The organism is Streptomyces sp. CT34 (genome assembly GCF_000805335.1).
Taxonomy (GTDB): Bacteria; Actinomycetota; Actinomycetes; order Streptomycetales; family Streptomycetaceae; genus Streptomyces.
In genome coordinates this window covers 7,919,596-7,941,096 of sequence record NZ_KN708638.1, presented here as the reverse complement: position 1 = coordinate 7,941,096, position 21,501 = coordinate 7,919,596, and the positions used below count along the sequence as shown (strand labels likewise).

Below are 21,501 nucleotides of genomic sequence, written 5' to 3'. Positions count from 1 at the left end.
ACCGCGCGAAGACGCCCCGGGGCGCCTCGGCTCACGAGGTGCCCCGGGGCGCGCGTTGTCCGGGGTGCGTAAGGCGGTTCCGGTCAGCCGCAGTTGCCGCCCGCCGGCCTGTCCGCGAAGCGGCCGGCGAGCCAGTCGGCGGCCGGTACGGAGCCCACGATCGCACCGGCCACATGCTCACCCAGCGGGATCGAACTCCACTGCACCTGGGCGCCCTTGGCGCACCAGTCGGCCCGCAACTGCTTGCCGACGCCGTACGGGATCAGTTCGTCGGCGGTTCCGTGGTAGAGGTACACCGGCGCGTCCGGCGCGCGCGTGCCGAGGGTGGATTCCCGCAACCGGGCCTGCCAGTCCGGCTCGTACAGCGGGTTCTTGACGGTCACATCGGAGATCCTCTTGAAGAGGCCGGCGGCGACGTCGAGGACGACGCAGTTGTGGCGCAGGAAGTCGACGTAGTGCCGGCCCTCGTCGTTGAGGTAGCGGTCCAGGTGCAGCTCCGGGAAGGCGGCGTTCTGGCCGATGGCGGCCATCAGGATCAGCCCGGCGCCGATGTTGCCGTTGTTGGCGTCCGCGACCTTGAGCAGATCGGCCGGTACGCCGCCGGTCGCGGTGCCCTTGACCTTGAGCTCGGGCGCGTAGGAACGGTGCAGTTCGGCCGCCCAGCTGCTGGCCTGGCCGCCCTGGGAGTAGCCCATGATGCCGACCGGGGAGTCCTCGGTGACCCCGGCGGCGCCCGCCTGGGGGAGCCGTTCGGCGGCGCGGGCCGCGTCCAGGACGGCCTGCCCCTCGGCACGCCCCACGGTGTAGGTGTGGTCGCCGGGGGTGCCCAGCCCCTCGTAGTCGGTGACCGCGACCGCCCAGCCGCGGCGGGTGAGCTGCTGGATGAGGTTGGCCTCCATGGTGGTGCCCTTGGGGAAGCCGGCCGAGGGGGCGCAGGAGTCGGCGAGGCCGACGGTGCCGACGGCGTAGGTGATGAGCGGGCGCGGACCCTTCTTGCCGTCGTCGGGGACGATGACGGTGCCGGAGACGGTGTTGGGGGCGCCCTTGGCGGTGGTGGAGCGGTAGGTGATGTGCCAGGCGCGGGTCCGGGTGGGCTGGCCGGGCAACGGGTGGAAGGACGTCGGGGCGGCGGTCACGAGGTCGCCGGGGCGGCCGTCCCCGGGCGCGGGCCGCGCTGCCGTCGCGGCGCCCGCGCCGGAGAGGCCGAGCAGCAGGGCCAGGGCGGTGGCGGTGGTCGGTATCGCGGAGCGAAGGTGCATACGGCTCTCCCAACTGACCTGAGGGCTGGGGTCCGTCCGGTGGGTCAGGGCCGGGGCCCGCGGCGTCCGGCACGGCACTCCCCCGGCTAACGCTGGGAGGTGCCCCCACGCTGCGTTGCCGAACGGCCCCGATAGCTCCGCTATCAGGACGCTCCGGCGCCTTGCGCTCCGCCTCGGCTCATCGGCCAGTCACCGGAAGCCGAGCCGCACCGCACCAGACGCCGCGGCCGTTCCGACCCTGACCCACCGGACAGACCCGAGGGCGGTTGGCCCGACCGTAGTGACTCGCGGGTAAGGAGGGAGCTGACCGGGACGCTCAGCTTTGCTGACCGTGCGTGGCAGGCGGCAGGCGCCCGCCCGGGTCCGTGCCGTCGCCGTGCAGCCGGTAGGCGCCCGGTGTGGTGCCCGTCCAGCGGCGGAAGGCGCGGTGGAAGGCGGTGTCCTCGGAGAAGCCGATCCGCGCCGCCAGTTCGGCGATCGGCTCCCGGCCGGCGGCCAGCGCGGTGATCGCCGCGTCCCGGCGTACCGCGTCCTTGAGCCGCTGGTACGAGGTGCCCTCGGCCTGGAGCCGGCGCCGCAGGGTCGCCGGGCTGAGCGCGAGCCGGGCCGCGATCTCCGCGGCCTCCGGGAGCCGTGCCGGCGCCGGCGCCCGCAACGCGCGGGCGAGGGTGCGCCGCACCTGCTCGGCGACGGTGGTGCCGTACTCCCGCCGGGCCAGCAGATCGGCCGGCGCCCGCCGCAGCATCGCGGTCAGCGCGGCCTCGTCCCGCACCACGGGCGCGGCCAGCCAGTGCGCGTCCCAGCCGGCCGCGGTGTGCTCGGCGCCGAAGCGGACCGGGCAGCCGAAGAGCAGGTCGTACTCGCCGGCGTGGGCGGGCGCCGGATGCGCGAAGTGGGCCCAGCGCAGCGGGATGCGGCGCCCGATCAGCCAGCTGGAGAGCCGGTGGAAGATGATCAGTACGCATTCGGCGAGGAAGTCGGCGTCGTCGTACGGGCGCAGATCGCTGCGCACGGAGAAGACGGCGGTGCCGGAGGCGGCGCCCCCGTCGACGGTCATGACCGGGCCGCCGGGGAACAACGCGTAGAAGCACGCGGCCCGTTCCAGGGCGGACCCCAGGTCCGGGCAGCCCAGGCAGGCGTGGCACATCATCGCGAAGGTGCCGCGGCGGCTGGGGACCGGGCCCAGGCCGAGGAACTCGTCGTCGGTGGCGCGGTGCAGGGCCCGGATCAGGAGGGCGAACTGCTCCCCGGTGACCCGGGCCCGGTCGTCGCCGAGCAGCAGCGGCGGGATCCGCGCGCTCTGCAGCAGCGGCACGGTGTCGATGCCGAGCCGCCGCGCCCCGCCCAGCGCGGCCCGCACATGGTGCATCGCGATCGTCGGGCGACCCATGGCCCGACACCGTAGCCGCCGCGGGCGCAGAGGTCAGCGGGTGTGCCCCGGCCCGGTCAGCAGATCCGCGGCAGCTGCTCCCCCAGCGGCAGGTCGACCACCCGCGTACCGCCCAGCGGCGTACGTGCCACCACCATCCCGGGGTGCGCGGCGACCGCCTCGCCGATCACCGCGGCCCCGGCGCCCAGGGGGTGCGCGCGCATCGCGTCCAGCACCGCGTCGGCGTGCTCGCGGGGGACGAAGGCCACCAGCTTGCCCTCGTTGGCGACGTACATCGGGTCGAGGCCCAGGACGGCGCAGGCGTTGGCGACGGCGGGCGGGACGGGGATGGCGCGCTCGTTGATGACGACGCCGGTCGCGGAGACGGTGGCGATCTCGTTGAGCGCGGCGCCCAGTCCGCCGCGGGTGGGGTCGCGCAGCACGTGCAGATCGGGGGTGACGGCCAGCATCGCCTGGACGAGGCCGCCGAGGGCGGCGCAGTCGCTCTCGATCTCCACGCCGAACTCCAGGCCCTCGCGGACGCTCATGATGGCCACGCCGTGGACGCCGATGTCGCCGCTGACGATCACCACGTCGCCGGGGACCACCCGCTGCGGGCGCAGATCGACGCCCGGCGGGATCAGCCCGATGCCCGCGGTGTTCAGATAGACCCCGTCGCCGTGGCCGGCCTCGACGACCTTGGTGTCACCGGTCGCCACCTCCACCCCGGCGGCCCGCGCGGCGGCGCCCATGGCGTCGGCGACCCCGGCGACCACCGGCATCTCTACGCCCTCCTCCAGGATGAACCCGCAGGAGAGGTAGGCGGCCCGGGCGCCGCTCATCGCGAGGTCGTTGACGGTGCCGTTGACGGCCAGGTCGCCGATGCTGCCGCCGGGGAAGAACAGCGGCCGGACGACATAGGAGTCGGTGGAGAAGGCGAGCCGGAGACCGCCCAGGGAGAAGACCGCGGAATCGCCGAGCTGGGCGAGGAGTTCACCGCCGAAGGCGGGGACGAAGATCTGCTGGACGAGTTCGGCGGAGAGCGCGCCGCCCCCGCCGTGCCCCATGACGACGCGGGGGGTCTCCCGCAGCGGGGCCGGGCAGGTCCAGCCGGAGATGTCGACGGTGGGCAGGTCGCGGGGGCTCTGGGAGGTGGTGTCAGACAACGGGGCTCGCCTCCAGCGGGGTGGGCGTGACGCCGAGTCGGCGGTAGAGGTAGTAGGCGGCGCAGGCGCCCTCGCTGGAGACCATGGTCGCGCCGAGCGGGGTGCGCGGGGTGCAGGTGGTGCCGAACGACGGGCACTCGTTCGGCTTGATCAGCCCTTGCAGCACTTCGCCGCTGCGGCAGGCGGCGGGCTCGCAGGTGGTGATGCCGTCGACCGCGAAGCGGTGTTCGGCGTCGTAGTCGCGGTAGCGCTCGGACAGCCGCCAGCCGCTGGCGGGGATGGTGCCGATGCCGCGCCAGGACCGGTCGGTGACCTCGAAGACATCCGCGAGCATGGCCTGCGCCGCCGGGTTGCCCTCCGGGCGGACCGCCCGCGGATAGGCGTTGTCGACGGTGTGTTCGCCGCGCTCCAGCTGGCCGACGGCGCGCCGGATGCCCTCCAGGATGTCCAGCGGTTCGAACCCGGTGACGACGATGGGCACCTTGAAGCGCTCGGCCAGTTCGGGGTACTCCCCCATGCCCATCACGCTGCACACATGGCCGGCGGCCAGGAACGCCTGGACGCGGCAGCTGGGCGAGGTCATGATCGCCTCGATGGCGGGCGGCACGCGGACATGGGAGACCAGCAGACTGAAGTTGCGAATGCCCAGCTTCCGTGCCTGATAGACCGTCATGGCATTGGGCGGAGCGGTGGTTTCGAAGCCGACGCCGAAGAACACCACCTCGCGGTCCGGGTTCTGCCGGGCGATCTTCAGCGCGTCGAGCGGGGAGTAGACCACCCGGACGTCGCCCCCCTCGCCGCGCACCTGGAACAGGTCGCGGTCGCTGCCCGGTACGCGGAGCATGTCGCCGAAGGAGCAGAAGATCACGTCCGGGCGGGCGGCGATCTCCAGTGCCTTGTCGATGACCTCCAGCGGCGTCACGCACACCGGGCACCCCGGTCCGTGGATCAACTCGACCTCGTCGGGCAGGAGTTGGTCGATACCGTGCCGGATGATGGTGTGCGTCTGGCCGCCGCACACCTCCATCAGCGCCCACGGCCGGGTCACCGTGGCGCGGATCTCGTCGAACAGCCGCCGGGCCAGCTCCGGATTCTGGAATTCGTCGATGTACTTCACTGCCGCGCCTCCCGGTCCACTTCCGCCGCCGCTTCCCACGGGTCGCCGAACTCCTCCTGGAGCAGGCCGAGTTCCTCGAAGAGCGCCAGGGTCTTCCGGGCCGACTCCTCGTCCAGCCGCTGGAGCGCGAAGCCCACATGGACGATCGCGTACTCACCCACCGCCAGATCCGGTACGTACTCCAGGCACACCTCCTTGACCACGCCACCGAAGTCGACGGTGGCCATCCGGGTGCCGTCGCGTTCCTCGATCTCCATCACCTTGCCGGGCACCGCCAGGCACATGGGTCCTCCTCGTCGTGCGGGTACACAAGCGGGTTCACAAGCGGGTTCGACAGCGGGCACAGAACGGTCACGAGCCGCGCGTCCGGGCCGCTACCAGCAGCTGTCCCAGCGCCAACCCGCCGTCGTTGGGCGGCACTTGCCGGTGCCGCAGCACGGTGCAGCCGTCCTGCCTCAGCAGCCCGGCGGCGGTCTCGGCCAGCAGGGTGTTGGCGAACACCCCGCCGGTCAGCGCGACGGTCGCCAGGCCGGTGCGCTCCCGCGCCAGGGCGCAGCAGCGCCGGACGAGCCCGGCGACCGCGGCGTGAAAGCGGGCCGCGATCACCGCCCGGCCGGTGCCGGCGCGGACGTCCTCGGTGACGGCGGCGAGGACCGGGGCGGGGTCGGCGACGAGCTCGGCGCCGCCGGTCCCGGCCCCGGCGCTCAGCGCGAAGGCGTAGCCGGGGCCGTGCTCCTCGCCGGCGGTCAGCGCGGCGGCCTCCAGCGCGACGGCGGCCTGGGCCTCGTACCCGGCGTGGTGGCAGATCCCGGTCAGCGAGGAGACCGCGTCGAAGAGGCGGCCCATGCTGGAGGTGGGCGCGCAGTTGAGATCGCGCTCCAACTGGCGTGCCAGCAGCCGCCGTTCGTCCGGCGGGCAGACGGCCACCGGGGGCAGCTGCTGGCTCCAGGGGATCCCGGCGGCGTGCAGATGCGCCAGCGCCATCCGGTAGGGGCGGCGTACGGAGGTGTCGCCGCCGGGCAGCGGGACATAGCCGAGCTGGGCGAACCGGCGGTATCCGGCGTAGTCGGCGAGCAGCACCTCACCGCCCCAGATCGCGCCGTCGTCGCCGTAGCCGGTGCCGTCGAAGGCGACGCCGATCACCGGGCGGCGGCCGTCCAGTCCGTGTTCGGCCATGGCGGCGGCGATATGCGCATGGTGGTGCTGGACCCGGACCAGCGGCCGGCCGTCGGTGTGGCGGCAGGCCCACCGGCCGGTGCGGTATCCGGGGTGCCGGTCGGTGGCGAGCAGCCGCGGACGCACTCCGGTGATCGTCTCCAGGTGGGCCCCGGCGCGCTCGAACGCCGACTGGGTTGCCAGGTCGTCCATGTCGCCGATGTGCGCGGACAGCCAGGCGCGCCGACCCTCGCCCAGGCACAGCACGTTCTTGAGGTCGCCGCCGGTCGCCAGCGCGGGGCGTACGGGGACGGGCAGGGCGATCGGATACGGCGCGCAGCCGCGCGAGCGCCGGACGAACAGCGGCTCCCCGTCGCTGATCCGGACCACCGAGTCGTCGCACGGGACCTGGATAGCCCGGTCGTGGCCGAGCCAGGCGTCCGCAAGGTGCGCCAGCCGCTCCAGGGCCTCGCCGTCGTCCGTGACGATCGGTTCGCCCGCGACGTTCCCGCTGGTCATCACCAGCAGCCGGGGCCCCGGGGGATCGCCCGGCAGTCCGAACAGCAGGTGGTGCAGCGGCGTGTACGGCAGCATCACCCCCAGGTCGGGGCTGCCGGGCGCGACGGCGTCCGACACCGCCGGTGCGCCGGGTGCCGCCCGGTCCCGCCGTCGCAGCAGCACGATGGGCCGGACGGGCCCGGTGAGCAATTCCCGTTCGGCCGCGCCGACCGACACCAGCCCTTCCACGTCAGCGATATGACGGGCCATCAGTGCGAACGGCTTGTCGCCGCGGGCCTTGCGCCGCCGCAGCAGCGTGACGGCGGCGTCGGCACCGGCATCGCAGACCAGGTGATAGCCGCCGAGTCCCTTGACCGCCACGATCGCGCCTTCGGCCAGCAGCCGGCGGGTCGCGGCGACCGGGTCCCCGGACACCGGGCGCGGCGCACCGGCGGGATCGTCCGGGTCGGCGGCCAGCAGCCGGAGCCGGGGGCCGCAGTCGTGGCAGGCGATCGGCTGGGCGTGGAACCGCCGGTCGGCCGGATCGGCGTACTCGGCCGCGCAGCGCGGGCACATGGGGAAACGGCCCATGGTCGTCAGCGCGCGGTCGTAGGGCAGGGCGCGGACGATGGTGAAGCGCGGCCCGCAGTGCGTGCAGGTCAGGAAGGGGTGCCGGTAGCGGCGGTCGGCCGGATCGGTCAGCTCGGTCAGGCAGGCGTCGCAGGTGGCGGCGTCCGGGGCGACCAGGGTGCGGGCCGGGCCGTGGCTGCGGGACGGGAGGATGGCGAAGCCGGTGTCCCCGGCGACGGCGATGTCCGCGCCCTCGACGGCCTCCACGACGGCCAGCGGCGGCGCCTCGCCGCGGATCCGCTCGCCGAAGCGGAGCAGCGCGCCGGGCGGGCCCTCGACCTCGGCCACCACGCCCTCGCCGGTGTTGGTGACATGGCCGGTCAGCCCCAGTTCGGTGGCCAGAGCGTGGACGAACGGGCGGAACCCGACGCCCTGGACGATGCCGCGCACGACGATCCGGCGGCGGGCTGCCGTCGTGACGGCCTCGGTGGGGCGCGCGGTGCGAGCCGCTCCGGTGCGGGGGGCCTCTCCCGCATACGGGGGTCCCCCTTGCGCGATCGGGGTCGCAAGCTCGGGGGAGGATGCGGGAACGGGGGAAGCAGTGCCCGCACCGGGCCGCCCTGTGGTCATGAGCGGCCCGACCCCACGGCTCCGGAGTCGCCGGCGCGGTCCGCGGTGCCGTGGTCGTGCGCATGGTGGTGGTCGACGTCGTGCACATGGTGCGACTGCCGGGTCATGACCGGGATGTGGACCGGCCCGCCGTCCCGGGCCGCCAGCGCCCGGTCGAGGAGCACCCCGTCGCCCTCGGCACCGCGCACCGAGGTGCGCACGACCTCGACGCCGGGGTTGACCCGCTCCACGTTGGCGCGGAACGTCGCCTCGTCGAAAGCGACCGCGTGGGCGATGTCGGTCTTGGTGATCACCACCAGGTGGGCCAGCCCGAAGGCCGTCGGGTACTTCAGCGGTTTGTCCTCGCCCTCGGTCACCGACGCCAGCACGATGCGCAGCGTCTCCCCCAGGTCGTAGGAGGCCGGGCAGACCAGGTTGCCGACGTTCTCGACGAACAGCAACCGGGTGTCCGCGGGCAGCCAGCCGTCCAGGTGCCCGCCGAGCATCTCGGCTTCCAGGTGGCAGAGCCCGTCGGTGAGCACCTGCTTGACGGGCACTCCGGAGCGGGCCAGCCGGACGGCGTCGTTCTCGGTGGCCAGGTCGGCGGTGAGCGCGGCGACCGGCAGCCCGCGGCTGCGGGCCAGCGTGAGCTCGCGCTCCAGCAGGGCGGTCTTGCCGCTGCCGGGGCTGGAGAGCAGGTTGACGACCGCGGTGCCGCGGGCCGCCAGGTCCTCGCGCAGGGTGTGGGCGCAGGCGTCGTTCTTGGCGAGCACGGCCTGCTGGAGGTCGATGACACGGCACATGGGATCAGCGCTCCTCGTGCGTCGGTGTGGGTACCGGGGCGTCGCGCCAGCTGACGTCGGCGATCCGCAGTTCACGGCCCGACAGCAGTTCCACGGACGCCCCGCCGCATCCGGGGCAGCTCAGTTGCGGCGGCATGCCGGCCGGCCAGCTCTCCGCGCACGGGATGCAGCGGGCGCGTGCCGCGACCGCTTCGGTGATGAGTTCCGCACCCGCCAGCACCGTTCCCTCGCAGGCGAGTTGGAAGGAGAAGGCGAGTGCGTCGGGGACCACTCCGGCGAGTTCGCCGATCTGGAGTCGGACGCTGCTGACCGCCGTCGCCCCGTCCGGCCGGTCCGCGCTCTCGACCTGGTCCACGACCGCCAGCGCGATGGACATCTCGTGCATCGGTCCGTCTCTCTCGGGTGTGACGACCGGTTGCCGCTGGCCTCATTAGACGGTGCGGCCCCGGGGCGTCCGGGGTGCCTCGCCGGGGCGGCGCGGTGGCATACACGTTCGGTGCAGCGGCCCGCGCCGGCCCGCGTCACATGGTGCGCATCCGCAGATAGCGCCTGAGGTCGGGCAGGTTGCGCAGGGCGAGCGCGAGGACGGCGGCGAGCGCGCCGCCGAGTGCCAGCTTCAGCATGGTGTCGTGTTCCTCTCACTGGTGGTGGCCGGGGCCGGCCGGTCCGCGCCGACCAGTTGCCGCACGATCCGTACGGCCTCGTCGACGGCGGCGGCGACCGGTTCGCTGAGTCCGATGCCTTCCGCGGTGTCGGCCGGTTCGCAGCCGACGACCAGGACGCGCGGGGGGCGCCGGCCGCCGGTGCCGGCGCTGAGCGTGCCGAGCAGCGCCAGCACCGCGTCCGGTGTCATGTGGTGCCCGTCGAGGGGGGTGGTCGCGGGCCGCTGTCCGTCGGCGGGGTCGGTGGCGTCGAGGACGTGGAGCGAGCCGGGTTCGCCGCCGCGCGCGCAGGCGTCGACCAGCAGCACCGTCTGGTAGCCGTCCAGCATCTGGTAGGCCAGGTGGACGCCCCGCACACCGGCGTCGACGACCTCGACGCCCTCGGGGAGGGGGTGTTGGCCGAGCGCGCGGACGGCCTCGACGCCGAAGCCGTCGTCGCCGAGGAAGATGTTGCCGACGCCCGCGATCAGCGTCCTGCCGGTGGTCGCGGTGCGGGCTGCGGCGCGGTTCACGCGTCCTCCAGGGGCGCGAGTTCGTCGGGCTGGAAGTACAGGAAGCGGCCCTGTTCGCGCCGGATGTCGGCGCCCGGGTCGCCGTCCACGGTCACCGCGAGGTGCACCCCGCCGTCCACGTCGTGCAGGACGGCCTCGACCTGTGCGGTGAGTCCGTGGAGGAAGAGGTCCTGGGCGTCGGTACGGCGCCTGCCGGGGCGCAGCCGCACCCGGCTGCCGGAGCCGACCGACCGGCCGTTGATGACGATCCGGTCGCGCTCGGGATCCACCGAGCGGTCGCTGCCGGGGTCCCACCAGGGGGCGTCAGTGCGGGTCACTTCCTCGCCCGTATCCGGTCCGGTGGCCTCGCGCAGCGACCGTACGGCGCCGTGCAGCCGGTCCAGCACCTCCGGCGGCATGCTGTCGGCGAGGTGGATGACCTCGGCCGCCCGGCGGTCGGTGCCGCGGGCCTCGCGCTTCTCCTGGTCGGTGAGGGCCGCCGTGCGCAGGGCGAGGATCTCGTCGATCTCCAGGGCGTCGTAGAGCGGGCCGGGGCTCTCGGGGGCGACGGCCGGGTGGTCCTCCAGGATGATCGGGGACGACAGGACCACGTCGGCGCTGCCGGGCGGGCCGGCGAGCACCGGCCAGGTGTGCTCGTTGCGGCAGTCGGCGACCGCGCCCTTGGCCCACTCGGGCGGGTCGGTCAGGGACAGGAACCGGCCGCCGCTCAGGCCGAGCAGCAGATGCGCGGCGACCAGCGAACGCGGCAGCGCCGCCGCCCGGTCGGCCGCCGGCTCCGGTGCCCAGGTGCTGGTGTTCTCCACGGTCGCGGTCAGCCGCAGTACCGCGTACGGTCCGTCGATCTCGCTCGCGGTCAGCCGCAGCCGGCCGCTGACCTCCTCGCGGCGGCGCACCAGCCGGCCGACCGGCTTCCCGTCCGCGTCGTGCACCGGCTCGGTGTCCTCGCCCGCGGGCCAGGTCAGCGGGACGGTGACGCCGTCCCCGGCGAGATCGGCGACCGCCACGTCTAGCGGGCAGCGCTCCTCGGCTCCCTCGTCCCACGGGACCAGCACCCGGTCGGGCAGTTCCAGTTCCGGTACGGTCTCGAACTCGCCGTCCGGGCACAGGCGTTGGACGGTGCGCCGCTGGGCGCGCAGAAACCGGAGCTCGGCGCGGAGCCGGGCATCCGAGCGGGGCTCCATGAGGCATTCGGTGCGCTGGTGGGAGTGCTCGGCGCGGTCCGCTCCCCAGCGGGGCGGCACCAGCACGCCGAACTGCCAGCGCAGCCGGTTCTTGGCGGCGGACGCCCGGTAGGGGTAGAGCACATAGCCCTCGAACAGCACGGCGTCGGCAACCTGCCGGACGGCGGCGAACCGCTCGCCCAGCGCATCGTTCGGCACGTGGGTCGTCACGACTCGGTCCTCTCGGTGACGGGACGGGCGACGGCTCCGGGGAAGAGCCGGGCGCGCGGCCCGGGGTCCTCCGCGCGGGCCAGCAGCGCCTCAACGGTGGCCTCCCAGGACGGCAGCGCGTGCCGGGACCGGAAGGCGAGGAGCGCGTCCAGGGTCTCCCGCGGCAGCCGCAGCCAGCCGCCGCCCGGGAAGTGGGTCTCGGTCATTTCCTGCCAGACGGCCACCGGCATCCGGCACGCCGCCTCCTTGTGCCAGGGCACCGGGATCACCCGGAAGCCGCCGGCACCGGCGAACACCGTGCCGGAGAACAGCAGCAGCAACGGCACCTCGCCGTCCCGCAGTGCGTGGAAGTACCGCCCGGCGGCGACCTCCAGGTCGTAGGTGCAGGGCACCGGCAGGTCCACCTCCGTCTCGCCGGTGAAGCCCGGCACGACGAGGGAGACCTGGGCGAACTGGAGGGGTTTGAGGGTGCTGCCCCAGCGCGCCCGCTCGCCGAAGAGGTCGGCGAGCGCGGCGGCCTCCTCGGGGCCGTAGTCGCGCCGGGCCGGTTCGATCCGCAGCTGGCAGCGCAGCGCGACGGCGTGCACCCGGTCCGGTCCCGGGGTGCTGATCCGCAGCCGGAAGAGGAGGGTGGGCGCCGCGGCGTAGCGGTCGGCGCGGACACCGAGGCAGGTGAAGGACAGCTCGCTCACGGCCGCCGGTCCTCCTCGCGCGGTTCCCGGGCCCGGCCGGCGACGTCGCGGAAGAACTCGGTGAGCGCCTCGCGCGCCTCGGCACCGCCGTCGAAGCCCCGCCACAACAGCCGCAGCCGGCCGACGAGTTCGTAGGCGATGTCGACCGGTACGAGGTAGCACTCGATCCGGTCGTCGGTGCGGCGCAGCAGCAGGGCCTCCACATCGGGTTCGAGGAGCCCGGCCAGGTCGCCGGCGTCCAGCAGGGTCTGCCAGCGCTCCGGGTCGAGTTCGCTCTCGGTGGCGCCGGCCGGGCTGGGGTAGAGCGCCACCACCCGGTCCAGCGCGGTGTTGCGCAGGAAGAACACGACGCCGACGGGGATCTGGAGCCGGTCCCAGGCCGCGTCATCGAGGCGGTGCGCGGGGTCGGTGAGGCAGCGGTCCGGGACGGTGCGGAACTGTCCGCCGCCGGCACCGGGCCGCTGGAAGAGCAGCGCGCAGGGGATGCAGGCGCAGGCCAGCGCGCGGTTGCTGGTGTCGACCAAGTGGCGGTGCCGGCCGGTCAGTTCGGCACCGCACAGTTCGCAGCGCTCGGGCGGTGCGGGCGCCGGGGCGCGGAACCGCCGCAGACCGCGGTGCGCGGCCGTTTGCGGGGCGCTCACGGCGCCGCGGCGGCGGTCGGCGGGCGCCGGGAGATCTGCAGCAGGGCCGGCTCCGGCGTGCGGTCCTGGGCCTCCCACACGATCGAGGTCACCTCGGGCGCGAAGCACGACAGCGCCGCCGCCACCGCCTCGCGCTCGCCCGCGGCGCTGCCCGGGCAGCCGCAGCCGCCGGAGCCCGCGGTCCGCAGCCGCAGCGCGCCGGTGTCCGCGTCGAACTCCGCCACCTCCGCGGCGATTTGCCGCCGGACGCTCTCCAGCGCCCGGCCGATGCGGGTGGTGACGTCGTCCGGGTGCAGATCGTGCAGCACCAGCAGGCTGCTGACCAGCTCGTCGGCCAGCAGCGCGGCGCGCGGCCCGCCCTCGCCGGTGCGCCGCTCCACCAGGTGCATGATCCGGGTGAGCCCGGCGCCGTAGAAGTCCATCAGCGCGCGGACGAGTTCCTCGGCGGCTGCGGCCGATCCGCCGTCGCCCTGTGCGGTGAGGCGGTCCAGTACTTCCTCGACCCGGCGGCCCGTCAGCTCGGCGGTCGGCGCGGTCATCCGGCCAGTCCGCTCAGCCCGGTGGGCACGTGCATGCTCTGGACGGACCGGCCGTCGCCGACGTACATGTGGACGCCACAGGGCAGGCACGGGTCGAAGCTGCGCACCGTCCGCATGATGTCGATGCCCTTGAAGTTGTCCGGGGAGTTCTCCTCGAAGATCGGGGTGTTCTGCACCGCGTCCTCGTAGGGGCCCGGGGTGCCGTAGGTGTCGCGGGTGCTGGCGTTCCACGGGGTCGGCGGATACGGGTGGTAGTTGGCGATCTTGCCGTCGCGGATGACCATGTGGTGCGAGAGGACGCCGCGTACCGCCTCGGTGAAGCCGCAGCCGATGGACTCGTCGGGGACCTCGAACTTCTCCCAGGTCTGGGTGCGTCCGGCGCGGACCTCCTCCAGCCCCTGCTCGGCGAAGTGCAGCGCCATGGCCGCCGCGTACGCCTGGAAGTAGGTGCGGGCGCGGTTGCGCTCCAGCGCGTTGCTCCACTTCGGGATCTTCCACTCGAGGCGGGTCTCGGGCCGGGTCATGCTGCGCGGCAGGTCGATGACGACACTGTTGCCGGTGGCCTTGACGTACGGGGTGTCGACGAGCCCGGACAGCGCGGTGGACCACAGGCGGGCGATCGGGCCGCCGCCGGTGTCCAGCGCCAGGTGCTCCTTGCCGTCGAACCAGCGCGGCGACATCACCCAGCTGTACTTGTCGTTGAAGTCCCGCTTCTGCGGGGCGGGGATGGTGTGCTGGTTCCAGGGGTGGCGCGGGTCGATGGGGTTGCCGAGCGGGTCGTGGGTGACGAACTGCTCCTGGCCTTCCCAGTCCTGGTAGTAGGAGCTGCCGAGCAGGATCCGGATACCGAGGTTGATCTGGGTGAGGTCGTTGGTGACCAGCTTGCCGTCGACGATGATGCCCGGGGTGACGAACATCTTCCGGCCCCAGTCCGTCATGTTGCGGTAGGTGAAGTCGCAGTGCTCGGGGTCGTTGAGCGCGCCCCAGCAGCCGAGCAGCACCCGCCGCCGGCCGACCTCCTCGTAGCCGGGCAGCGCCTCGTAGAAGAAGTCGAACAGGTCGTCGTGGAGCGGCACCACGCGCTTCATGAACTCCACGTAGCGCATCAGCCGGCTGAGGTAGTCGGTGAAGAGCTGGACGCTGGCCACGGTGCCGACGCCGCCCGGGTAGAGCGTGGAGGGGTGCACATGGCGGCCCTCCATCAGGCAGAACATCTCCCGGGTGTAGCGGCTGACCTGGAGCGCCTCGCGGTAGAACTCGCCCTCGATGGGGTTGAGGGAGGTCATGATGTCGGCGATGGTGCGGTAGCCGTGCTCGCCGGCGTGCGGGGCCTCGGTGCGCTGGGCGAGCTCCCAGACACCCGGGTTGGTCTCGCGGACCATCTTCTCGCAGTAGTCGACCCCGACCAGGTTCTCCTGGAAGATGTTGTGGTCGAACATGTACTCCGCGGACTCGCCGAGGTTGATGATCCACTCGCCGAGGTGCGGCGGCTTGACGCCGTAGGCCATGTTCTGCGTGTAGACCGAGCACGTGGCGTGGTTGTCGCCGCAGATGCCGCAGATCCGGCTGGTGATGAAGTGGGCGTCGCGCGGGTCCTTGCCGCGCATGAAGACGCTGTAGCCGCGGAAGACGGACGAGGTGCTGTAGCACTCCGCGACCCGCTTCTGCTTGAAGTCGATCTTCGTGTGGATACCGAGGCTGCCCACGATCCGGGTGATCGGATCCCAGGACATCTCCGTCAGACCGCTGCCGTCACCGGCCGTCTTGGTCTTCGCTGCCATGGTGTGTGCCGTGCCCTTCTGCGCGCGCGGGAGGTGGGGTCTGACATGGGGTCTGACATTGTGTCCGGCAGGTGTGCAACGTGTCCGGCACGGGTTGCTCAGGCGGTTGCCGACGGGCCGCCCGCCGACGGGGCGGCCGGGTCCGGGGCGGTTACCACGGGCGCCGGTAGCCGGTGGTCAGCTTCTCGCCGCGGTGCCGCCACTTCGGTTCGTGGTCCACGGTCCTGGCCGTGATGCCGCGGAGCCGCCGGACGACGGTGCCGTACGCGGCACTGGTGGTGCTGGAGAGCTTGGCGCCGGGCGGCTCGTCCATGAACGGCATGAACTTGTCGGGGAAGCCGGGCATGGTGCAGGCGATGCAGACCCCGCCGACGTTGGGGCAGCCGCCGATGCCGTCCATCCAGCCCCGCTTGGGCACATTGCATTTGACCACGGGCCCCCAGCATCCGAGCTTCACCAGGCACTTGGGCGAGTCGTAGGTGGTGGCGAACTGCCCCTGCTCGTAGTACCCGGCCCGGTCGCAGCCCTCGTGCACGGTCTCCCCGAACAGCCAGGTGGGCCGCAGCTGCTCGTCCAGCGGGATCATCGGTGCCGCGCCGGCCGCCTGGTAGAGCAGGTAGACCAGCGTCTCGGAGAAGTTGTCGGGCTTGATCGGGCAGCCCGGTACGCACACGATCGGGATGCCGGCCTTGGACTTCCAGTCCCAGCCCAGGTAGTCGGGCACACCCATGGCGCCGGTCGGATTGCCGGCCATGGCGTGGATGCCGCCGTAGGTGGCGCAGGTGCCGATGGCGACGACGGCGAGTGCCTTGGGGGCCAGTCGGTCGATCCAGTCGCTGGTGGTCATCGGCTGGCCGGTCTCCGGGTTGTCCCCGAAGCCGCACCAGTAGCCCTCCGGCTTGATCGACTCGTTGGGGATGGATCCCTCGATGACCAGCACGAACGGGTCGATCTCACCGCGTTCGCCCTTGAAGAACCACTCGATGAAGGTGTCCGCGCCCTGGGTGGGCCCGCATTCGAAGTCGATCAGCGGCCAGTGGACCTGGATCTTGGGAAGTCCCGGCAGCACGCTGAGCGCGATTTCCTCGATGCTCGGCTGGGTCGCGGCGGTCAGGGCGACCGAATCGCCGTCACAGCTCAGGCCGGCGTTGATCCAGAGGACGTGGATCGGTGACTCGTCCTCGGCCGACGGCCGGGCGGCGTCGGTCGCGGTCGCGGGTGCGGCATCCATGGCGGTGTGCCTCCTAGGGAGGGGTGCAGCGAAAGCGCTCTGACGGCTTCCGCTCACCTTCGTAACACCGCCGCGGGGCTCCGGAGAGCCGAGCGGGGCCGTTCCGGTGACGCACCAGCACCGGAACGGCCCCGCGGCCGGAGAGGGGTTTCGCGGTCAGCTTGGCGAACCGGCTTCCAGCGAGGTCACGGTGAACGTGCCGCCGCACACCCGCAGCCCGCCGCTGCCGGTGGTCATCGACTCCTTGGAGCCGGGCGGGTAGACGAAGACGATCTGCGAGTTCTTCCAGCACGGGGTGCCCGAGACACCTTCGTTGACCGTGTGCAGCAGGGCGTGCGCGCTCTGCCCGGGCCGGAGGTGGATGGTGCCGCCCGCGGCACCCTCGCGGCTGGCGGGCTTGCCGACGGAGGACCCGTCGCGCTGGATCAGCGAGACGCCGGGGAAGCCGCGCAGCGAGCAGGTCTTCTTGCCCTTGTTGGTGAACACCAGCGGGACGCGGATGTTGCCCGCGCCGATGTCGACGCGGCCCAGGTGCAGCGACATGTTGTTGGCGGTGCAGCGGTCCGACTCCGTCATGGCCGAGGGGTTGGCCTGGCTGGCGTTCGGCAGGCCCGCGGCGGAGCCGGAGGGCTTGGCACCGTTGGACGGCCGCGCGCCGTGCCCGGTGGTCTGCGCGTTGGCGCCGGCCGACTGCCCGTTCGCCGTGGAGGTGGCGGGCGCGCCGGCCGACGAGGGGCGGGACGCGGCGTCCGTGCCGTTCTGGCAGGCGGTGAGCGTCAGCGCCGTGACGGCGATCAGCGATCCGGCGGCGACACGCCGGCCGCGGCCGAGGGTCTTGATGGTGAGCGACATGAGTCTCCCCCTCGTCTGGTAGGTGGGTACCCTCGTAAAAGTTGGGTGCGTACGGTCCGTCCGTTGCTCTTCCAGCGTGACCCCGGGCACTGCCGGTCCGCTAACGGGGCACTAACACACCGCTAACGAGGCCACACGCCCGGTACGACACAGCTCCGGGCGGCCTTGTGACCAGCCGGAACTCCGCTGCGCCGCCCAGGCTCGCAGAAATCTTCACGGTTGCGGACGCGGCACTACGAGGTTCGGCCGTTTCAGACCTCCGGCCCACCGGTCCCGGCCGCCCCATCCGCCCCGGGAGCCCCGCCGTGCGGCGCGGCGCGGTCGTCCGGCGCGCAGGGGCGTGTACGGGGCGGTGATGGGCGCTTGGTCCGCGTGACGGCGGTGGGCACCGGACGTGGGCCGGTGGTCCTCAGACGGCCGAAACACCACCATCGGGTGTGAACGCACCGCGCTCATTGACGGCGCCGCGGTGGCAGGGGCTGCTGGCCGCGCTCGAAGTACCCCCGCAGCTCGTCGTCGAGCGGAGGCACCTCGTACGGGACGCCGCCGGAGCGCAGTGAGCGGGTGGCCGCCTCGCCCGCGGCGACGCTCATCCGGGCGGAGACCGGTGAGGTGTCCGTGGCCCCGCCCTCGCGGACGAACCGGAGGAACTCGTCGATGATCCGGGCGTCGGCACCGCCGTGCGACCCGCCGGCCTCGGGCACCCGGTGGGTGACGTCGCCCTCCGGGCGGTAGCCGGTGGGTCCGGTGTTCCACACCCGCACGATGTCGCCGGGACCGTCGCCGAAGTTCTCCAGCCGGCCCTCGGTGCCGATGACGGTGTAGTTGCGCCAGTAGTCGGGGGTGAAGTGGCACTGCTGGTAGGCGGCGATCACTCCGTTGTCGAGCTGCATGTTCATCACGGACGCGTCCTCGACGTCCACCACGTGGTGCAGATCCCGGCGGGCGGTCGGCGGCCAGTCGTACTCCCGCAGCCAACCGTCCGGGCGCGGGGTGCCGGGGGCGCGGCGCGGCAGGTCGCCGTAGACGAGGAGGTCGCCGAGGGCGTTGACGCGGCGGGTGTATCCGCCGGCGAGCAGATGGATCACATCGATGTCGTGGGCGGCCTTCTGGAGCAGCAGGCCGGTGGTGCGGCGGCGGTCGGCGTGCCAGTCCTTGAAGTAGTAGTCACCGCCGTACGAGACGAAGTGCCGGGTCCACACCGTCTTGGGCTCGCCGATGTCGCCGCGGGCGATCAGACGGTGCATCAGCCGGACCACGCCCATGTGCCGCATGTTGTGCCCGACGTAGAGGCGGGTGCCGGTCCGGCGGGCGGTGCGCAGGATGGTGTCACAGCTCTCGGCGGTGATGCCGAGCGGCTTTTCGACGTAGACCGGGCGGCCCGCTTCCAGCGCGTCGCAGGCGATGCGCTCGTGGGTGTCGTCGGGGGTGGCGACGATGCCCGCGTGGAGCCGGTCGTCGGCGAGGAGTTGGCGGTGGTCGCCGGTGACGAGGCGGGCGCCGAAGCGGGCGGCTGCGCGGCTGCGGACGCCGGGGTCGAGATCGGCGACGGCGGTGACCGCAGAGCCCCGGCCGGGCCGGTGCGCGGCGTCCGCCAGGTTGCCGCGCATGCCGAGTCCGATGACGCCGATGCCGAGGTCCGCCGCCACGGTCTCTCCCGTCCGCTCGCCCGTCCGCGGGTGCACCGGCGTTCCGGTGCACCCGACTGCCGGTCTGCCCCGGTGCCGGCCCGCTTACGCCCCGGTGAAGGGGCGGACAGGAGGCGGCGGTTGACGGCTGCCGGGACGGCCCGCAGGGACGCGGTCGGCACGGAGGTGTCCGGGCCCGGACCCCCCTGGGGTGACCGCGCCGGTGCGGCACCGCACACTCGTCCAGCTGCTCGGCCTGCGCGAGCGGGACCCCCGGTACGGCGACGCCCGCCACGCGGCCGTGGTGGAGGCCGTCGCGAGCGGCGACGCCGAGGCGGTCGGCAGCACGCTCCAGGCCGAACGAACCAGCCGAAGCCCGGGGGTACTTGACGGCGTGTTAGCCCCCTGGGGGGGCGGGACCCGGGCGCGTATCGGCGCGGTGCGGGGACGCCGCGCTCAGGCGGCGCGGGCGGGCCCGCGCCGTCGGTCGTCAGCGCGCCTCGGCGCCCGACGGCTGGACGAGGTCCAGATCCAGCACCGCGTCGCCGCCTCCGGAGAGGGATATCGGCGCGGCGTGCGGCGGATAGCCGGCCGCCGAGAGGGTGTAGTGACGGCCACTCAGGTCGGCGAAGGCGAACGCGCCGTCCGGGCCGGTGACCGTGTGTCCGGCGACCGTACCGTCGTCGAGGAGGGTCACGGCGGCGTCCCGCAGGGGCTGCCCGTCCGGGCCGCGGACGGTACCGCGCACGGTGGCGGTCGGCTGGAGCCGGGCGTCCTGGCGCTCCGGGCCGCCGCCGGGCAGCTGGGCGGCACGGGCCTGCGGCTGGTGGCCGGGGGCGCTGAGCACGAGGGTGTAGTCACCGTTCGGCAGCTGGGCGACGGCCCAACTGCCGTCGGCGCCGGTCGTCGTACGGGTCACCACATCGCCCCGGGCGTCGGTGACGACGATGCTCGCACCGGCGAGCGGGGTGCCGTCAGAGCCGCCGAGCAGGGTCCCGCCGAGGCGACTGTCGGCGGTGGCCAGTAGCAGATCCGTCTCGACGAGCGCACCCGCGCCGTGGCAGGTCACCGCCACCGCGTGCGGGGTGTGGCCCGGGGCGGCGCCGGTGAGCACGTACGTGCCGGCGCCAGGGGTGGCGAGCGCATAGCGCCCCTCGGCGTCGGCCGTGGTGACACCGGCCTGCTGCCCCTGCCGGTCGATCAGCGTGACACCGGCGCGCGGCACCGGCGCACCGGACGCGTCGACGACCCGCCCGCGGAGTCCGGCCACGGGCTGCCGCGCCGGGGCGCGCTCGGCCGCCGGCTCCGGCGTGGCCGCCACCGCCGCCACCGCGCCGGCCGCACCGGTTTCGTCGGCCGCATCGGGCGCGTCGACCCCGTCCGTGTGCCGGGCGACCGGCGTCCGCCGGGACGCGGTCCGCTGGGACGGCAGGAAGGCCGCCACCAGCACGCCGAGGCCGACCACCGCCGTGGCGATCAGGAAGGAGACCCGGAAGCCGGACATCGTGGGCACCGAGACCGGGCCGATGCGGGTCGACATATGGGCGAGCACCATGCCGATCGCCGCGCTGGACACGGACGTGCCGATCGAGCGCATCAGGGTGTTGAGGCCGTTCGCCGCGCCGGTCTCGGAGGGGTCGACGGCGCCGACGATCAGCGCCGGCAGCGAGGAGTACGCCAGCCCGATGCCCGCGCCGACGACCACCGCGATGATGACCGTCTGCCACGGGGCGCTCATCAGGCCGATGCCGCCGCCGTAGCCGATCCCGATGACCAGCATGCCCAGCAGCAGCGAGATCTTGGGGCCGCGCCGGGCGGCGATCCGTGCGTACACCGGGGAGACGAGCATCATCGTCAGGCCCAGGGGCGCCATGCACAGACCGGCCACCACCATGGGCTGGCCCAGGCCGTAGCCGGTCGACTTCGGCAGCTGGAGCAGCTGCGGCAGCACCAGCGAGATGGCGTAGAACGACACACCGACCGTGATCGAGGCGAGGTTGGTGAGCAGCACCTCGCGCCGCGCGCTGGTGCGCAGGTCGACCAGCGGATCGGCGATCCGCAGCTCCATCACGCCCCACAGCACCAATATCAGCGCCGCGGCCCCGAACAGGCCGAGAGTGGTCGGCGAACCCCAGCCCCAGTCGCTGCCCTTGGTGATCGGCAGCAGCAGGGCGACGAGCCCGGCGGACAGGCCGAGGGCACCGGCGACATCGAAGCCGCCCGGGGCCCGCACCGCGGTCTCGGGGACGATCACGAGGGTGAGCAGGATCGACAGCACACCGAGCCCGGCGGCGCCGAAGAACAGGGCGTGCCAGTCGGCGTGTTGGGCCACCAGGGCGGCGGCCGGCAGCGCCAGCCCGCCGCCGACGCCGATCGACGAACTCATCAACGCCATGGCGGAGCCGAGCCGTTCGCGCGGCAGCTCGTCGCGCATGATGCCGATACCGAGGGGTATCGCGCCCATGGCGAAGCCCTGGAGAGCCCGGCCGACGATCATGATGACCAGGTCGTCGGTGAACCCGCAGATCAGCGAGCCGCCGACCATGACGGCGAGGCTGGTGAGCAGCATCCGCCGCTTGCCGTAGAGGTCGCCGAGGCGGCCCATGATGGGCGTCGCGACGGCACCGGCGAGGAGGGTGGCCGTCAAGACCCATGTGGCGTTGCCGGCCGGGGTGTTGAGCAGCGTCGGCAGGTCCTTGATGACCGGCACGAGCAGTGTCTGCATCACCGCGACGACGATGCCGGCGAAGGCGAGAACGGGAACGATGCCGGCGCCCGCTCTGCGGTGCGCGCCCCTGGCCGGTTCGGACGCGGGCGGCTCGGCGGAGGCGCCGGCCGCCCTTCCGGGTGGCTGGTCCGTCGTCGTCTGGGTCATGCGGGCGACCTCCAGGGCGGCAGGGGTGAGCAGGGAGGGGTGCGCGGTGCGCGCCGTGAACGTGAAGGGGAGTTGACAACCCCCCGGTACGTGCATGACGAACGGTTTATCTCAGGGCGCTATTCCGCCAAACTTCCCACCGTCTCGCGCC

General features: G+C 73.3%; 18 protein-coding genes. All 18 read right to left on the bottom strand.

Annotated elements, in window-relative coordinates:
• Nucleotides 1–83 precede the first annotated feature (83 nt).
• The 18 genes from RZ84_RS34330 to RZ84_RS34245 all read right to left on the bottom strand — a co-directional run bounded on the left by RZ84_RS34330 (nucleotide 84) and on the right by RZ84_RS34245 (nucleotide 21,350).
• Nucleotides 84–1,259, bottom strand: a complete 1,176-nt coding sequence (locus RZ84_RS34330; RefSeq protein ID WP_043268541.1) for a lipase family protein — start codon at nucleotides 1,257–1,259, stop codon at nucleotides 84–86.
• A gap of 316 nt (nucleotides 1,260–1,575) precedes the next feature.
• Nucleotides 1,576–2,649: an AraC family transcriptional regulator gene (locus RZ84_RS34325; RefSeq protein WP_043268539.1), complete on the bottom strand. Its 1,074-nt coding sequence runs from the start codon at nucleotides 2,647–2,649 to the stop codon at nucleotides 1,576–1,578.
• A 56-nt stretch (nucleotides 2,650–2,705) separates the two neighbouring features.
• Nucleotides 2,706–3,794 (bottom strand): hydrogenase expression/formation protein HypE, encoded by a 1,089-nt coding sequence (gene hypE / locus RZ84_RS34320; protein ID WP_043268537.1) that lies wholly within the window; start codon nucleotides 3,792–3,794, stop codon nucleotides 2,706–2,708.
• Nucleotides 3,787–4,911, bottom strand: coding sequence for a hydrogenase formation protein HypD (hypD, locus tag RZ84_RS34315; RefSeq protein ID WP_043268535.1), 1,125 nt, complete (start codon nucleotides 4,909–4,911; stop codon nucleotides 3,787–3,789). The genes hypE and hypD overlap by 8 nt, the downstream gene beginning before the upstream one ends.
• On the bottom strand, nucleotides 4,908–5,195 hold the full coding sequence (locus RZ84_RS34310) for a HypC/HybG/HupF family hydrogenase formation chaperone (protein WP_043268533.1): 288 nt from the start codon (nucleotides 5,193–5,195) through the stop codon (nucleotides 4,908–4,910). The genes hypD and RZ84_RS34310 overlap by 4 nt, the downstream gene beginning before the upstream one ends.
• Before the next feature lie 67 nt (nucleotides 5,196–5,262).
• Entirely contained in the window at nucleotides 5,263–7,764 is a 2,502-nt protein-coding gene (hypF, locus tag RZ84_RS34305; RefSeq protein ID WP_043268531.1) for a carbamoyltransferase HypF, read from the bottom strand.
• Nucleotides 7,761–8,546 (bottom strand): hydrogenase nickel incorporation protein HypB, encoded by a 786-nt coding sequence (gene hypB / locus RZ84_RS34300; protein ID WP_043268529.1) that lies wholly within the window; start codon nucleotides 8,544–8,546, stop codon nucleotides 7,761–7,763. The genes hypF and hypB overlap by 4 nt, the downstream gene beginning before the upstream one ends.
• Before the next feature lie 4 nt (nucleotides 8,547–8,550).
• Complete coding sequence (locus RZ84_RS34295; protein ID WP_043268528.1) at nucleotides 8,551–8,931, bottom strand: hydrogenase maturation nickel metallochaperone HypA/HybF; 381 nt, start codon at nucleotides 8,929–8,931, stop codon at nucleotides 8,551–8,553.
• A gap of 231 nt (nucleotides 8,932–9,162) precedes the next feature.
• A complete protein-coding gene (locus tag RZ84_RS34290; protein WP_052230372.1) occupies nucleotides 9,163–9,720 on the bottom strand; it encodes a hydrogenase maturation protease in 558 nt (185 codons plus the stop codon).
• Nucleotides 9,717–11,111, bottom strand: a complete 1,395-nt coding sequence (locus tag RZ84_RS34285) for a hypothetical protein (RefSeq protein ID WP_043268526.1) — start codon at nucleotides 11,109–11,111, stop codon at nucleotides 9,717–9,719. Before RZ84_RS34285 ends, RZ84_RS34290 begins: the two co-directional genes overlap by 4 nt.
• Entirely contained in the window at nucleotides 11,108–11,803 is a 696-nt protein-coding gene (locus tag RZ84_RS34280; RefSeq protein ID WP_043268524.1) for a DUF6084 family protein, read from the bottom strand. The genes RZ84_RS34285 and RZ84_RS34280 overlap by 4 nt, the downstream gene beginning before the upstream one ends.
• On the bottom strand, nucleotides 11,800–12,444 hold the full coding sequence (locus RZ84_RS34275) for a DUF5947 family protein (RefSeq protein WP_043268522.1): 645 nt from the start codon (nucleotides 12,442–12,444) through the stop codon (nucleotides 11,800–11,802). The genes RZ84_RS34280 and RZ84_RS34275 overlap by 4 nt, the downstream gene beginning before the upstream one ends.
• Nucleotides 12,441–12,983, bottom strand: a complete 543-nt coding sequence (locus RZ84_RS34270) for a hypothetical protein (protein WP_043268520.1) — start codon at nucleotides 12,981–12,983, stop codon at nucleotides 12,441–12,443. Before RZ84_RS34270 ends, RZ84_RS34275 begins: the two co-directional genes overlap by 4 nt.
• Nucleotides 12,980–14,764, bottom strand: coding sequence for a nickel-dependent hydrogenase large subunit (locus RZ84_RS34265; protein WP_043268518.1), 1,785 nt, complete (start codon nucleotides 14,762–14,764; stop codon nucleotides 12,980–12,982). The genes RZ84_RS34270 and RZ84_RS34265 overlap by 4 nt, the downstream gene beginning before the upstream one ends.
• A 151-nt stretch (nucleotides 14,765–14,915) precedes the next feature.
• Nucleotides 14,916–15,995 carry an NADH-quinone oxidoreductase subunit B family protein gene (locus RZ84_RS34260; protein WP_043268516.1) on the bottom strand — a complete coding sequence of 360 codons (1,080 nt, stop codon included), beginning with the start codon at nucleotides 15,993–15,995 and terminating at the stop codon, nucleotides 14,916–14,918.
• Nucleotides 15,996–16,151: 156 nt separating this feature from the next.
• On the bottom strand, nucleotides 16,152–16,847 hold the full coding sequence (locus tag RZ84_RS34255) for a DUF4232 domain-containing protein (RefSeq protein WP_052230371.1): 696 nt from the start codon (nucleotides 16,845–16,847) through the stop codon (nucleotides 16,152–16,154).
• 452 nt (nucleotides 16,848–17,299) lie between these two features.
• Nucleotides 17,300–18,496 (bottom strand): Gfo/Idh/MocA family protein, encoded by a 1,197-nt coding sequence (locus tag RZ84_RS34250; protein ID WP_043271686.1) that lies wholly within the window; start codon nucleotides 18,494–18,496, stop codon nucleotides 17,300–17,302.
• 469 nt (nucleotides 18,497–18,965) lie between these two features.
• Nucleotides 18,966–21,350, bottom strand: coding sequence for an MFS transporter (locus RZ84_RS34245; RefSeq protein ID WP_043271684.1), 2,385 nt, complete (start codon nucleotides 21,348–21,350; stop codon nucleotides 18,966–18,968).
• Nucleotides 21,351–21,501: the final 151 nt, after the last annotated feature.

Excerpts from the sequence above, each read along its gene's own strand:
- RZ84_RS34325 (WP_043268539.1), bottom strand. The coding sequence starts at position 2,649 with ATGGGTCGCCCGACGATCGCGATGCACCATGTGCGGGCCGCGCTGGGC.
- RZ84_RS34260 (WP_043268516.1), bottom strand. The coding sequence starts at position 15,995 with ATGGATGCCGCACCCGCGACCGCGACCGACGCCGCCCGGCCGTCGGCC.
- RZ84_RS34270 (WP_043268520.1), bottom strand. The coding sequence starts at position 12,983 with ATGACCGCGCCGACCGCCGAGCTGACGGGCCGCCGGGTCGAGGAAGTA.
- RZ84_RS34245 (WP_043271684.1), bottom strand. The coding sequence starts at position 21,350 with ATGACCCAGACGACGACGGACCAGCCACCCGGAAGGGCGGCCGGCGCC.
- RZ84_RS34265 (WP_043268518.1), bottom strand. The coding sequence starts at position 14,764 with ATGGCAGCGAAGACCAAGACGGCCGGTGACGGCAGCGGTCTGACGGAG.
- hypF (WP_043268531.1), bottom strand. The coding sequence starts at position 7,764 with ATGACCACAGGGCGGCCCGGTGCGGGCACTGCTTCCCCCGTTCCCGCA.
- RZ84_RS34295 (WP_043268528.1), bottom strand. The coding sequence starts at position 8,931 with ATGCACGAGATGTCCATCGCGCTGGCGGTCGTGGACCAGGTCGAGAGC.
- RZ84_RS34330 (WP_043268541.1), bottom strand. The coding sequence starts at position 1,259 with ATGCACCTTCGCTCCGCGATACCGACCACCGCCACCGCCCTGGCCCTG.
- RZ84_RS34255 (WP_052230371.1), bottom strand. The coding sequence starts at position 16,847 with ATGTCGCTCACCATCAAGACCCTCGGCCGCGGCCGGCGTGTCGCCGCC.
- hypB (WP_043268529.1), bottom strand. The coding sequence starts at position 8,546 with ATGTGCCGTGTCATCGACCTCCAGCAGGCCGTGCTCGCCAAGAACGAC.
- RZ84_RS34310 (WP_043268533.1), bottom strand. The coding sequence starts at position 5,195 with ATGTGCCTGGCGGTGCCCGGCAAGGTGATGGAGATCGAGGAACGCGAC.